The organism is Roseibacillus persicicus (assembly GCF_014651675.1).
Classification (GTDB): domain Bacteria; phylum Verrucomicrobiota; class Verrucomicrobiia; order Verrucomicrobiales; family Akkermansiaceae; genus Roseibacillus; species Roseibacillus persicicus.
In genome coordinates this window covers 169,002-181,929 of the sequence record NZ_BMXI01000004.1, presented here as the reverse complement: position 1 = coordinate 181,929, position 12,928 = coordinate 169,002, and the positions used below count along the sequence as shown (strand labels likewise).

The 12,928-nt window shown below is 55.7% G+C and carries 10 protein-coding genes and 2 tRNA genes; 6 read left to right on the top strand and 6 right to left on the bottom strand.

Features of this window, described 5'->3' with window-relative positions; all coding sequences use genetic code 11:
• The first annotated feature begins 8 nt into the window (after positions 1 to 8).
• The 4 genes from IE099_RS06420 to IE099_RS06405 all read left to right on the top strand — a co-directional run bounded on the left by IE099_RS06420 (position 9) and on the right by IE099_RS06405 (position 4,325).
• On the top strand, positions 9 to 2,102 hold the full coding sequence (locus IE099_RS06420; protein ID WP_189568480.1) for an ATP-dependent helicase: 2,094 nt from the start codon (positions 9 to 11) through the stop codon (positions 2,100 to 2,102).
• A 147-nt stretch (positions 2,103 to 2,249) separates the two neighbouring features.
• Positions 2,250 to 3,842, top strand: a complete 1,593-nt coding sequence (locus IE099_RS06415; protein ID WP_229809418.1) for a PLP-dependent transferase — start codon at positions 2,250 to 2,252, stop codon at positions 3,840 to 3,842.
• A gap of 91 nt (positions 3,843 to 3,933) precedes the next feature.
• Positions 3,934 to 4,158 (top strand): hypothetical protein, encoded by a 225-nt coding sequence (locus IE099_RS06410; RefSeq protein WP_189568477.1) that lies wholly within the window; start codon positions 3,934 to 3,936, stop codon positions 4,156 to 4,158.
• A 91-nt stretch (positions 4,159 to 4,249) separates the two neighbouring features.
• A tRNA-Ile gene (locus tag IE099_RS06405) sits at positions 4,250 to 4,325 on the top strand.
• 1,386 nt (positions 4,326 to 5,711) lie between these two features.
• Here the strand turns inward: IE099_RS06405 and IE099_RS06400 are convergent.
• The 6 genes from IE099_RS06400 to IE099_RS06375 form a co-directional block, all read right to left on the bottom strand.
• A complete protein-coding gene (locus IE099_RS06400) occupies positions 5,712 to 5,909 on the bottom strand; it encodes a thioredoxin domain-containing protein (RefSeq protein WP_189568474.1) in 198 nt (65 codons plus the stop codon).
• Between the two features lie 72 nt (positions 5,910 to 5,981).
• Complete coding sequence (locus IE099_RS06395) at positions 5,982 to 8,177, bottom strand: protein-disulfide reductase DsbD family protein (RefSeq protein ID WP_189568471.1); 2,196 nt, start codon at positions 8,175 to 8,177, stop codon at positions 5,982 to 5,984.
• A 119-nt stretch (positions 8,178 to 8,296) separates the two neighbouring features.
• Positions 8,297 to 8,572: a YMGG-like glycine zipper-containing protein gene (locus IE099_RS06390; protein ID WP_189568468.1), complete on the bottom strand. Its 276-nt coding sequence runs from the start codon at positions 8,570 to 8,572 to the stop codon at positions 8,297 to 8,299.
• 75 nt (positions 8,573 to 8,647) lie between these two features.
• The gene (locus IE099_RS06385; protein WP_189568795.1) at positions 8,648 to 9,691 is read right to left on the bottom strand and encodes a quinone-dependent dihydroorotate dehydrogenase; all 1,044 of its coding nucleotides are present in this window, start codon (positions 9,689 to 9,691) and stop codon (positions 8,648 to 8,650) included.
• Between the two features lie 34 nt (positions 9,692 to 9,725).
• The gene (locus IE099_RS06380; protein ID WP_189568465.1) at positions 9,726 to 10,562 is read right to left on the bottom strand and encodes a tRNA threonylcarbamoyladenosine dehydratase; all 837 of its coding nucleotides are present in this window, start codon (positions 10,560 to 10,562) and stop codon (positions 9,726 to 9,728) included.
• A gap of 24 nt (positions 10,563 to 10,586) precedes the next feature.
• Positions 10,587 to 10,674 (bottom strand) — tRNA-Ser (locus tag IE099_RS06375).
• A 172-nt stretch (positions 10,675 to 10,846) separates the two neighbouring features.
• Here IE099_RS06375 and trpE point away from each other — a divergent pair.
• Positions 10,847 to 12,358 (top strand): anthranilate synthase component I, encoded by a 1,512-nt coding sequence (trpE, locus tag IE099_RS06370; RefSeq protein ID WP_229809417.1) that lies wholly within the window; start codon positions 10,847 to 10,849, stop codon positions 12,356 to 12,358.
• 1 nt (position 12,359) lies between these two features.
• Positions 12,360 to 12,923 carry an aminodeoxychorismate/anthranilate synthase component II gene (pabA, locus tag IE099_RS06365; RefSeq protein WP_189568462.1) on the top strand — a complete coding sequence of 188 codons (564 nt, stop codon included), beginning with the start codon at positions 12,360 to 12,362 and terminating at the stop codon, positions 12,921 to 12,923.
• Positions 12,924 to 12,928 lie beyond the last annotated feature (5 nt).

Below are 12,928 nucleotides of genomic sequence, written 5' to 3'. Positions count from 1 at the left end.
CCGATTGCGTGGCAGCGGGGTTTGACATCCGGCAGCTAAACCCTGCCCAGCGGAAAGCGGTCGAGACCTTGGACGGTCCCGTCTTAATCTTGGCGGGTGCAGGCACAGGCAAGACCCGGACCGTGACCTGTCGCATGGCCAACCTGATCGATCAGGGCGTGCGGCCGGAACAAATCCTTGCGGTCACCTTCACCAACAAGGCTGCTCGCGAAATGCAAGAGCGGGTCGCCGGGATGGTGAGCAAGGCTGCGGCCGAGAAGCTGACGGTCTGCACCTTCCACTCACTCTGTGTGCGGCTTTTGCGCAGCGGGATCGAGCGGATGGGCTACAAAAAGAATTTTTCCATCTGCACCCCGGGCGACCAGCAGGCTTTAATCAAGCAATTCATCGTCAAGCGCGGTGGATTGAAGGAAAAAATCAAACCCGGCGAAGTGCTCGGCGTGATCTCGAAGGCCAAGAACGATCCCGCCGGAATGGATTCCATCGGGGATGAACTTTTCCGTTCGATCGCGATCGATTATCAGAATGAGCTCCGCGCGCGGAACTGTGTCGACTTCGATGACTTGCTCTTACTGGGCGAGCAACTCCTGCGCGAACATCCCGAGGAGCGAGCCAAATGGCAAGAGCACTATCGCTATGTGACGGTGGACGAGTTTCAGGACACGAACTCCCTGCAAATGAATTTGCTGCAGAACTTGGTGGGAACGCCATTCAACGTCTGCGTGGTGGGGGACGATGACCAGAGTATCTACGGGTGGCGTGGTGCGGAGGTTGCCAATATTCTCCAGTTCGAACGCTTCTTTCCCAACCCTGAAATCATTCTCTTGGAAGAGAACTACCGCAGCACCCAAGCGGTGCTGGAGGTGGCGAACAAATTGATCAAGGTGAATGTGGGGCGGCGGGAAAAGGAACTCCGCCCAACCATCCCTGGAGGCGATCTCATTCAATTGGTGGCTTTTGGCGGTGAAGACGAAGAGGCCGAATGGGTCGCGGACGAAATGAAACGTTTGCGCCGACTGGGCAAAAAAGGGAAAGCCGCTGAACCTAAAATCGACTCTGCAGTGCAACGTATGCTAGGAGGCGGTTCCGGAGCGCTGATGGAGGGAGGAGGCGAGGATCCGAACCTGCGACCGTGGGAAGACTTTGCCATCCTTTTCCGAACCAATACCCAGATTCGCAAAATGGAGCAGATGTTGCGGGAAAAGGAGATCCCGTATCGTCTGGTCGGAGCGCAGAGCTTCTACGACCGCCGAGAGGTGCGCGATATCTTGGCCTACCTGCAGACCATTGTAGATCCGCACGCCGACGTTCCGCTGTTGCGAATTCTGAACACTCCGCCTCGGGGAATCGGGAATTCGACCGCTCTCATCGCCAATGATTGGAGTCGGGAACACGAGACCAGCATTTGGTCAGCGATGGGAAACCCGGACTTTTTGGATCAAATGGGCACCAAGGCCCAAAAGTCGATTGGGGAGTTTCAAGCCCTCATCGAAGGAGCACATATCCGCTTGCTGGATGGTGAGCATCCGCGAGAGGTTTTGGAGTCAGTCTTGGAAAGCGCCGATTACGTCGAATGGTTGATGCGAAATACCAAGACCGACCAAGAAAAAGATCAACGCCGGGCGGGGATGGGCTTCTTTTTCGAAGGACTCGATCGCGCTATCGCCAAAGGGAAGACGGTGCAGACCTTCTTGGAAGAAACTTTACTCGATCCTCAAAAGGACGATGAACTCGCCGAAAAAAAAGGAGTGACCCTGATCACCTTGCATGCCGCCAAGGGCTTGGAATACCCGGTAGTCTTCCTTGTTGGATTGGAAGAGGGCATCTTGCCCCACAAGCGTTCGGTGGAAGAGGGGACCAAGGACGAGGAAAGACGTCTTCTCTATGTGGGTATCACTCGCGCTCAGGAGCGCTTGTCTCTCACCTATTGCTCCAGTCGGGTCAAATGGGGGGAGGAGATTCGTAGTGAACCCAGCAGCTTCATCGGCGAACTGAACTTCGATTGGATCGAGGAAACGGATCACGCCGCGATTATGAAGGAAGAAGCCAGCGAAGATGACTTGGCGGATTTTCTTGGCGGGATGCGTGCCATGCTCGACTAAGGTGCCTTTCTGCCTTCGACCAGAAAACCAGCCTCCACCTTATGTTATTCAGATGAATGTCCGCCAGCTAACAATGCCAAGCGGGTCAAAAAATCATCGGTGAAATCGGCTGAATGAAAGGGGAATTCCCCACCCAATGAGCGCTACATGGAAGGTCGATCTGCTCCCTTCGACGCGACCACAAGAAGAATTCAGGACATCGCCGAAAAAATGGTGACGGGATTCAGGAGCGAAAGAGGCTTGTCCTTTGCTCCGGAAAACGACGAAATAGGGGTGTTGAGAGATTACATGACCGAGCCCGCTTGGGAAAGCGGGGACCTCGGGCTGCCTTTACCAGATTCCCCCCACGCCTGTTCGGTATGTCTACCGACCTGGGACAGTGTACTCGGATATGAAGAAGAGCGGGACAAGGTGCTGCGCAAGCTTCGCGCGGGCTATCCCCGCTTTTTCATGAACGCGCATGTCAAGGCTCTCAATGACGCCGCGCAAGAAAGCGTTGCCCACGGAGGCGAACGGGTGGTGGTCTTCGCAACCAAAGAGGTTGCGCAACGGGCCCAGCGCTTTGTGGAAAAAAGAAATTCTTCAGCCTCCCGCATTGCCAGCTTCGAGGGCTTGCAGGCTCTGGTGGTCAGCGAGGAAGCCTACCGCTGTGCTCTGCAGTATTGGCGTTTTAGTGGAGAGGTGGTCAGCAGCCGTCAGGCAGAAGACACCTTGGCCCACAACGAGCCCGGGGACGACGGCGACTTGCTCGCTTTCCTCGCCAAGAAATTTGTCTGCTCGCGCTCCAAGCTCTTTCTCTATGAGTCAGGGATGTCTTCCTTCTACGCGGTGCATCGGGCCGTCACCGGAATGGCTCCTGCCAAGAAGACGCTACAACTGGACTTTCCCTACGTGGATGCTCTCAAGGTTCAGGAGAATTTTGGGAGCGGGGTGGTCTTTCTTCCCGACGCGACCGGAGAACACTTCGACGAAGCCCTTTCGCGGATTCGACAAGGCGAGTTTGCGGCAGTCTTTTGTGAGCTGCCTAGCAATCCACTCTTGAGCTCCGTGGATTTGGTCCGATTGTCCGAGGCCGCTCGAGCGGGCCGCGTGCCGCTGGTGGCAGACGATACTGTAGCCTCGCACCACAATGTGGATGTGTTGCCGCATGTGGACCTCGTGACAACCAGTCTGACCAAATGGATTTCGGGCAAGGGTGATGTCACAGGCGGCTCCGTGCGGGTCAATCCGGACTCTCATTTTGCCGAAAACCTTCTGGCGGCTCTGGAAGAAGGAAATCCAAGTCACAACCGGCTGTATCCGGGTGATTCCCGAGTTCTCAAGTCGAACGCAGAAGGCTTTCCCCGGCGAATGAAGGCCGTGAATCGCAATGGGGAACTGCTCGCCGATTTCCTGCAGGAGCATCCCGCCGTGGAGAGGGTTTGGTATCCAAAGTATCACGCTCGCAAAGCCTACGATGCCATCCGCCGCAAGACGGGTGGATACGGGGGACTGATCAGCTTCACCCTCCGAAATGAGAAGAAAGTTTCCAAGGTCTACGACGCTCTAGCGTGGAACAAGGGACCCAGCTTGGGGACCGAATTTTCGCTGGCCTGTCCTTATACTTTGCTCGCTCATTACGGTGAATTGGACTGGGCGGCAGGTTGTGGGGTGCCTTCACATTTATTACGGCTTTCCGCAGGAGTTGAGAAGGGTGATTATCTCTTGAAAAGCCTAGAGATCGCACTGAATCAGGCTTAAAAGCGCTTGAAAATTTTAAAAACAATACGAAATTTTAAGACTATTTTACATTGTCCAATGACACCCTTAGGGCGTGAACTTGGCTTGCCTTATGAAACGCAAAACTGTTTTAGCTGTCCGGGTTAACGAAGATAACCCCAATCACCACTTGTGGAACAATCGGGGAATCTGGTGGTGCCACCTTACTGTCCACAAACCTGACGCTACCGCCGAGCGTCTTCGCTTTTCGCTCAAAACCCGGGAAGTTGAAAAAGCACGCGAACGCCGTGACCGAATTTTCCGCGAGATCGCCAAGCACTACGATATCGCTGCCTAACTGACGCAAACAAGTTTAAGACCTCGCTTGTCAGAAGCGGCGGTCCTGAGCTAAAAGGCGTCCACCCAATTTCTCGACACTTTGTCTTTTGGGGCCTGTAGCTCAGCGGTTAGAGCAGGGGACTCATAATCCCTTGGTCGCGAGTTCGAATCTCGCCGGGCCTACCAACCTGTTTCACCAGCCCTCTCCATAGGGCTTTGCAGCAACAACAACCTTTCATTTGGAAATCAAAAAAGCAGCGGGTCTGACCGCTGCTTTTTTGCGCTTCAGGTGTCAAGGTTAACGGAGCATGGACATTCCTGTCCATGAGCAGAGCCCCGGAGCGTCAGAGCTTGCGTCAGGCAGTGCTGCGGTATCGAGTGACTCGGAGAAACGATTCGATGCGCCGGACCGTCCCAGGGACAGGAGTGTCCCTGCTCCGCCGGTAGGGCTGTTTTGCCAAAACAGCCGCGAATGTTCGGGGAAGGCCCTCAGGCTCTCGCCCCTCATCCGCGGGAGACCCCTACGAGCATTTCAGACCACTCGCGGTCTCTTTTTATCAAAGGGCCCCTTACCGGAGCATGGACATTCCTGTCCATGAGCTGAGCCCCGGGGTGTCAGAGCCTGCGTCAGGCAGTGCGGCATTAACGGGTGACTCGGAGAAACGATTCGGTGCGCCGGACCGTCCCAGGGACAGAAATGTCCCTGCTCCGCCGGTAGGGCTGTTTTGCCAAAACAGCCGCGAATGTTCGGGGTAGATTCCCCAGGCTCTCGCCCCTCATCCGCGGAAGAACCCCGCGAGCACTCCAGACTGCTCGCGGGTTCTTTATCAAAGGAACCCTTACCGGAGCATGGACATTCCTGTCCATGAGCTGAGCCGCGGGGTGTCAGAGCCTGCGTCAGGCAGTGCGGCATTAACGGGTGACTCGGAGAAACGATTCGGTGCGCCGGACCGTCCCAGGGACAGAAATGTCCCTGCTCCGCCGGTAGGGCTGTTTTGCCAAAACAGCCGCGAATGTTCGGGGAAGATCCTCAGGCTCTCGCCCCTCATCCGGGAGAGAACCCTACGAGCACTCAAGACCACTCGCGGTCTCTTTATCAAAGGAACCCTTCAGGAGCATGGACATTCCTGTCCATGAGCAGAGCCCCGGAGTGTCAAAGCCTGCGTCATGCGATGCGGCATTAACGAGTGACTCGGAGAAACGATTCGATGCGCCGGACCGTCCCAGGGACAGGAGTGTCCCTGCTCCGCCGGTAGGGCTGTTTTGCCAAAACAGCCGCGAATGTTCGGGGAAGGCCCTCAGGCTCTCGCCCCTCATCCGCGGGAGACCCCTACGAGCACTCAAGACCACTCGCGGTCTCTTTTTATCAAAGGACCCCTTACCGGAGCATGGACATTCCTGTCCATGAGCAGAGCCTCGGAGTGTCAAAACCTGCGTCAGGCAGTGCTGCGGTATCGAGTGACTCGGAGAAACGATTCGATGCGCCGGACCGTCTCAGGGACAGGAATGTCCCTGCTCCAGAGACGTCTTTGCGGTTGGGTTAACAGGTGTGAAGACCCTTTCCTGTCTTTATCAGAGATCTTCGAGCGCCTTGAGAAGGGTTTCAGGAGTGCAGATTTCGGGGAAGACGAGGGGGTTCTGACGGTCGTCAGGACGATAGAGGGCGAGCACGGGGACGGTAGAACGTTGCAAGCGGACCATCTCTTCCCGAATTGGCTCAACCGAGGGGTGACGCAAGCCCGGAGTGAGGTCGGCGTTCAGCACACGCACTCGTTTCTTCTGGAGAGTTCGCACCACTTCCTGATTCGAGAAGAGACCCCACTCGTAGTAGCTGGCAGAAAGTCACCAGTCAGCTCGGAAGTTCACGAGCACTGGCTCCTGACTCGCTTGTGCTTCTTCGAAGGACTCGGGGGTGAATGCCTGCGAGGGCAACTCCCCAAGCTTTTCGTTAACGAATTTCTTCATGAAGCTGGGAGTTAAAACTTCGGGAGTGATGTGGGGCGTCTTGTCGCCGGGAGTGTAGAGAACATTGACCGGAATCGCCGAGCGTTCGAGACGAGTGAGCTCGGCATCGATTTCCTCGTTGGTGGTGGTCTTGTCCGCTTTCATGAAGACAACACCCTGACGTTGCATTAGGTCGACGACCTCCTGGGTGTAGGCGTTCTTCTTGTTCACCTGACAAGTCAGGCACCATTTGGCGGTAAAATCGACGTAGACTGGCGTTCCCTTGGCCAACAGTTCCTGTTCCTTTTCCTTACTCCATTTTTGCCACTCAATGACGACCGCTTCCGATGCGTCTGACTCGGCACCAGGCTTGGCGAGGATGATCCCAATGATGAAAAGAAGAGCGGTGATCCCGCGGCCGATCCACTTCACCTTGGGCTTGCGAATCGGCGTGGTCCAACGACCCCAGACCCAGCCCGCAGCTGCTACCAATGAAAGTCCAATCATGACGAAGAGGCCTTTTTGTCCATAGTCTTGTTCGAAGACCTGGGCAGAGTAGACCCACAACAAGTAGCCGACAGTAGCAAAGAGGAGGAAGGACATTCCTTGCTTGAAGGACTCCATCCACGCTCCAGGACGGGGAAGCGCTTTCACCAAGTCAGGGAAAGCCGAAAGGGTCAGGTAGGGGAGCGAGAGACCGGCCGCCATCGCGGTAAAGGCGACAATGAACCAGAAGGTGGGCAGCGCCACGGCAGCACCGAGGGCGGCACCAAGGAAAGGAGCGGAACAAGGCGTCGCGACGACGGTGGCCAGAACACCGGAGAAGAACGAGCCTCCCAACCCTTCCTTGCGGGTCAGGTTGGAGCCCACGCCGGTGGCCCCCACGCCGATTTCGAAGACTCCATACATGTTCATCGCCAGAAGCAGCATCACGATGATGAGGGTGAACATTACGTAAGGGTTCTCCAGTTGTCCTCCCCAGTTCTTGATCCCTCCTAACAACATGATAAGGGTCAAAAGCCAGAAGCTAGCGAACACTCCTGCAGCGAAGGCGATGCCATGCAGCATGATTTTCTTTCGATCGTGACCAGCTTGGTCGACGAAGCCCATGATCTTAATTCCGATCACGGGAAAGACACAGGGCATGAGGTTGAGGATGAGGCCTCCGAGAAACATCCCGCCGAGGATGGGGAGTAGGCTCGAGATGGAGACTGGTGCTTTGACAATCTCTGGCTCTTGAAAATTGGTTTTCACCAAATAGCTGGTGTTGCCATCAGTGAGAATCCCGGTCAGTTCCTCGAGAACTGGACCGGCATCGGCGAAGTCGTTGCCTTGATTGCGGGGAAGCTTCAGAATGAGAGCGTCGCCCTCTTTGCTCGCTTCATGAGGTTCTTGAACGGAGACTTGGCCGTCTTCATCGAAGAAGTGGACTTTCTCCGGATCCAGGGAACCTGCGGGAGTGACCGTCAGGGTGATGACACTATTCGTCTCGGTCGCCTCGATGGAAAGGTCTTTGCTACTATTGGGGTAATGCGCTCTGGCCTCCGCGAAGCTGTCACTGACCGAAGCATCCAGTTGCACTTCGGCTGCAGCAGAGAGAGTCAGAGTTTGAGTGGTGTCCTCGGGGACGCACCCGGTGTCATCGCAAATTTGCCAATTGGCTTCTGCGGTGATTTCGATGGTGGTGCCGGGAGCGAGGTCCTTGGGAGGCGTGATTTGGTAAAGGTGGTGAACGGTGCCTTCGTAGCCGATGGATTGGTAGCCGAAGGAGTTACTCAGGTGCGGCGTGGGCCAGCCCAGATAGGTGGCGGTGAAACCATCGGGGAGGGTCCACTTGGTTTTCAGGACTTCGCCAATCAGACCGGTGTTGACGTAGTAGCTGTGCCAGCCATCGGGATGGGTCAGCTTCAGGTCGACGGTGAATGGTTGGCCGGGAGCGACAGCGGATACTTCGGAGAGAAGCTTGGCTTCCGTGGTTTGCTTCTTCGGCTTGTCCGTCGCGCTTGGCAGGTTCAAGGGATCAAAATCGTCCTGCGCAAAGACAGGGCTTGCGATGGAAAAGAGCGTGGTGAGGAGGAGGAAAAAGACTTTCATCGTGTAACTTGGCTTATTCCTACGATGTTTCAGGAGCGATTTCATTCCCTCATTTGTCCATTTTACAAAAAAGGCCCCGCCATAGCGGAGCCTTTCGAGAGAATAGTTCTGTTTGAATCCTAGTATCCGTAGGCTGGCTGTCCGGTGTAGCCTCCGCCTTGCTGCATGTCTTTGTTGTTGCCAACAGCAGCACCACCGAGTCCACCCAAGGCCGCACCAATCGCAGCGCCACGGGCAGCGTTGCCATCACCGACGTTGTTTCCAATGATTCCACCCAGAACGGCTCCGCCAGCAGCGCCAGTGGCGGCATCACGTTGCATGTTGTTCTGAGGAGCACAGTTGCTCAACGCGATTGCGGAAACGACTGCCAAGCTTGCGGTAATTATTTTTTTCATAGTTGTTTGGGGTATTTAATAAATCTTAACTAAACAGGCCGGTTGGTCAAATCGAAATCCTTCCATCCTTGCTGGCTATAAAACTTTCTTTGCTGGCAGTTTATTCAAGATTTCCTGAATCAATTTCGGCCCCCGATAAATAAAGCCGGTATAGAGCTGAAGAAGAGTGGCGCCTGCCGCCAGCTTGGCCAAGGCGTCCTCAGCGGTCATGATTCCACCGACGCCGATGATAGGGACTTCCTTTCCTAATTCGGCATGGAAGGCGGCGATGACTTGGGTGGAAAGCTCGGTTTCCGGTGCACCCGAGAGCCCCCCTTGTTCATTCGCGAACTTGTGTCCCTTGACCGCACTCTTGTCGATAGTGGTATTGGTCGCGATGAGGGCGTCCAGACCTCCTTCGCGGAAGACCCGGGCAAGTTCCCTGATGTGGTCGTCCTGGAGGTCGGGAGCGACTTTAAAGGCAATCGGGACCTGGCGTCCGGTGGCGGCTTTCAACTTCTCCCGTTCCTGCTGGAGAGCGTCCAGAAGCCTGGCGGTCGGCTCTGCGGCCTGCAGATCGCGAAGCCCCGGGGTATTGGGAGAGGAAAGATTGACGGTGATGTAATCGGCCACGGGATAAGCTCCCCGGAAGGCGATGAGGTAGTCATCAAGCGCGTTCTCATTGGGAGTGATTTTATTTTTTCCAATGTTGAAACCGACCGGACCTTGGAAGGTCTGTCGGTGGCGGACATTGGCGACCCCGGTGTCAATTCCCGGATTATTAAAGCCCATCCGATTGATGAGTGCCTGATGCTCCGGCAAGCGGAAGAGGCGCGGCTGAGGATTGCCCGGCTGGGGACGGGGAGTGATAGTACCAATCTCGATAAAAGAAAAACCCAACCGGCCAAAGGCATCGATGCTATTGCCTTCTTTATCGAGTCCGGCGGCTAATCCAACAGGATGGGCAAAGCTCAGCCCCATGCATTCGATTGGATCGGTCGCTGGTATTTTGGGAGCGATTGCGGCCAAAACTTTCGACTGCTCGGCGAGACGCAGGGAAGCTAGCGAAAGATGGTGGGCCTTCTCGGCATCGAGGGTGAAAAGAAGGGACTTGAGAAGCGGATAAGTGGAAGTCAGCACAGAAGCGGCAGCATGGTCGAAGGCTGGGAAATGGTCAAACCGAAGGACGTGTCTGCAAAGACGATTTTGTCTCAGTCTGTTCGTCTGGAATTGCGGAAGCCAGGTCGTCCAATACAAACCCTGCGATTGCGAACGCGAAGCTGCCAATGATGGGGGTGGCTGTCCCGTAGCCAGCGTCACATCGAATCCCCGGCACAACATCATCCGGACGCTGGGTGCTCACGCAGCCATCCGAAGTCGGATAGCGAGGTTGCTCAGAGGAAAAAACGGCAGGAATCTTGAATTTCTTGGCCTTCTTCCCACCGGCAGGGAAGCCGTAATCCGAGCGTAAATTCTTGCGGACCTGCAGAAGAAGGGCGCAGCCATGGGTTCGGGATAGGTCGGCAACCTCGATTTTATCAGTTCGGATGCGTCCACCCGCGCCACCCGAAGTGATTACGGGTATTTCTTTCTCCCGGCAAAGAGCCAGCAGCAAGCACTTGGCCTTGATGGAATCAATGGCGTCAATGACCCAGTCGTAGGAATCGGAGAGAATATCTTCGGCGGTCTTTTCGGTAAAAAACTCCTGGCGAACATGCACGACCACATCGGGATTGATGCTCCGCAGTCGGTCCGCCATGACCTGGGCCTTGGACCGACCAATAGTTTCTTCGACCGCATGCAGCTGCCGGTTGATATTGGTGACACAGAGGTCGTCGAGGTCGACGAAAGTGAAGGTGCCAACCCCGGAACGCGCAAGGGCCTCCGCGACCCAACAACCGACCCCGCCAATCCCTATGATTGCCACGTGAGCGTTCGCGAAATTATCCAGTGCCTGCTGACCATAGAGACGGGCAATTCCCGAGAAGCGGGTGAGAAAGGAGTCGGTCACAATCTGACTAAAGAGAGATTCGACTGGCGGAGGGGGTGGGATTCGAACCCACGGTAGGTTTCCCTACGCCGGTTTTCAAGACCGGTGCATTCGACCACTCTGCCACCCCTCCGGTGATTCAGCGTCGAGCGGCGAACATGGAGAAAGTTGACGAGGAGGGCAAGAAAAGGTCGTGTTTTGCAGCAACTTTTTTTGCCAGTCGATTTTTCAGGAGCTTGAAAAAACTTTTGCCACCCAAAAAATCAGGGATTGGACTTCGTGAAAGTCCCGCTAGGGTCTCGCCCGTGCGAGAGGTTGCAGTCAAACCTGAGATGGAAGAGTTTTGCCAGTTGGCAAAGCAGGGGAATGTCGTGCCGGTTTACGCCCAGCTGGCGGCCGATTTCGAGACTCCGTTATCGGCTTATTTGAAGATCCGGGATGGCCAATGGGGCTTTCTGTTAGAGAGTGCGGAAAGCACCGATGCAAGCGGACGATGGTCCTTGGTGGGGACCAGTCCGCGGGGAGTCTTTCGCTCGAATGGCACCGACTGTGAGGTGTCATGGAATGGAAAGGAGAGTGAGACTCTCAAAGGGGATCCTTTGGCCGAGTTGGAAAAGGTGATGGGCCGCTACCAAGTGGTGGAGCACGGTGACGCTCCTCCCTTCTATGGCGGAGCTGTCGGTTATCTTGGATACGATGCGGTCAGAACCTTCGAGCCAAGTATCAAGACGACACCCGAGGACGATCTCGGTCTCCCGGAATCTCTCTTTATGATCGCGGGGGAGGTTCTCATTTTTGATCACAAATTGCGTCGCCTAATCTTGGTCGCAAACGCTTTTTTGGATGAACACGAAACGCCCGAAGAGGCGTGGGCTGATGCACGCGGTCGCATTGCCGCTTTGGAAGAGATGTTGGAGCGCCCGCTTCAGGTTCCCGCTCTCAACGGGCTGGTTGAGTTCGAGACCCCGGTCGCGAGCAGCAATGTCACTCGCGAACGCTATGAGGATAATGTGCGCAAGGCCCAGGAATACATTGGGGCCGGCGATGCCTTTCAGGTGGTCCCCAGCCAACGCTTCGAAACCGACTTTGCGGGTGGAGCGACAGACCTTTACCGGGCTTTACGACATGTGAATCCTTCTCCATATCTTTTCATCCTGGAGCTGGACGGCTTTGCGCTGGTGGGTAGCTCCCCGGAGGTTCACGTCAAGGCGATCGATGGTCGCATCGACATTCGTCCGATTGCCGGGACACGTTGGAGAGGGAAGACGGAAGAAGAAGATCAAGCGCTCGCGGAAGACCTGCTGGCTGACAAAAAAGAGTGCGCCGAGCACCTCATGCTCGTCGATCTCGCTCGCAATGATGTGGGTCGAATCGCGCAGCACGGTAGCGTCTCGGTTGACGACTTCATGATCGTGGAGCGCTACAGCCATGTGATGCACATCGTCTCCAATGTGAGCGGACGACTCGACGATACCCATAGTAGTTATGATGTGCTGCGCTCGACTTTCCCGGCCGGAACCGTGAGCGGAGCTCCGAAGATCCGGGCCATGCAAATCATCAACGAGCTGGAGACCACCAAACGCGGAGCGTATTCTGGTGCGGTGGGATACTTCGGTTGGGATGGCAGTCATGACTCCTGCATTGCGTTGCGGACGGTTCTGCTCAAAGGGGGCAAAGCCTACGTCCAGGCGGGAGCGGGAGTGGTGGCGGACAGTGTGCCGGCCTCTGAGTTCGAGGAAACAGCCAACAAGGCCGCCGGCATGCTCCGTGCGATTGGTCTTGCGAAGACTTTATTGAAAACCGAAAAGGAAGCCTGACATGCTGTTAGTCATCGATAATTACGACTCATTCACCTACAACCTCGTGCAATACTTTGGCGAGTTGGGGGCGGAGATGAAGGTCATTCGCAATGACGAGTTGACGCTCGACGAGATTGAAGCGCTGGCTCCGGACAAAATTGTAATCTCACCCGGTCCTTGTACGCCCAACGAGGCAGGGGTCAGCGTGGGAGTGGTTCAGCGTTTCGGAGGCAAGATTCCCATCTTGGGAGTGTGTCTGGGACATCAATCGATCGCGCAAGCATTTGGCGGAGATGTCGTGCGCGCCGAACGTCTCATGCATGGAAAAACCTCAATGATGCATCACGAGGGTGGCAGCGTTTTTGCCAATCTGCCGGAGCCCTTCGAGGCCACTCGCTATCACTCCCTCATCGTCAAAAAGGACACCCTACCAGAATGCCTGGAGGTCACGGCTTGGACCGACGAGGGAGAAATCATGGGGCTGAAGCACAAGGACTTCGAGATCCATGGCGTTCAATTCCACCCCGAGTCCATTCTCACAGCAGAAGGGAAGAAGCTGTTAGGCAACTTCCTCACCATGTAATCGGC

Excerpts from the sequence above, each read along its gene's own strand:
- IE099_RS06415 (WP_229809418.1), top strand. The coding sequence starts at position 2,250 with ATGGAAGGTCGATCTGCTCCCTTCGACGCGACCACAAGAAGAATTCAG.
- IE099_RS06410 (WP_189568477.1), top strand. The coding sequence starts at position 3,934 with ATGAAACGCAAAACTGTTTTAGCTGTCCGGGTTAACGAAGATAACCCC.
- IE099_RS06390 (WP_189568468.1), bottom strand. The coding sequence starts at position 8,572 with ATGAAAAAAATAATTACCGCAAGCTTGGCAGTCGTTTCCGCAATCGCG.
- pabA (WP_189568462.1), top strand. The coding sequence starts at position 12,360 with ATGCTGTTAGTCATCGATAATTACGACTCATTCACCTACAACCTCGTG.
- IE099_RS06395 (WP_189568471.1), bottom strand. The coding sequence starts at position 8,177 with ATGAAAGTCTTTTTCCTCCTCCTCACCACGCTCTTTTCCATCGCAAGC.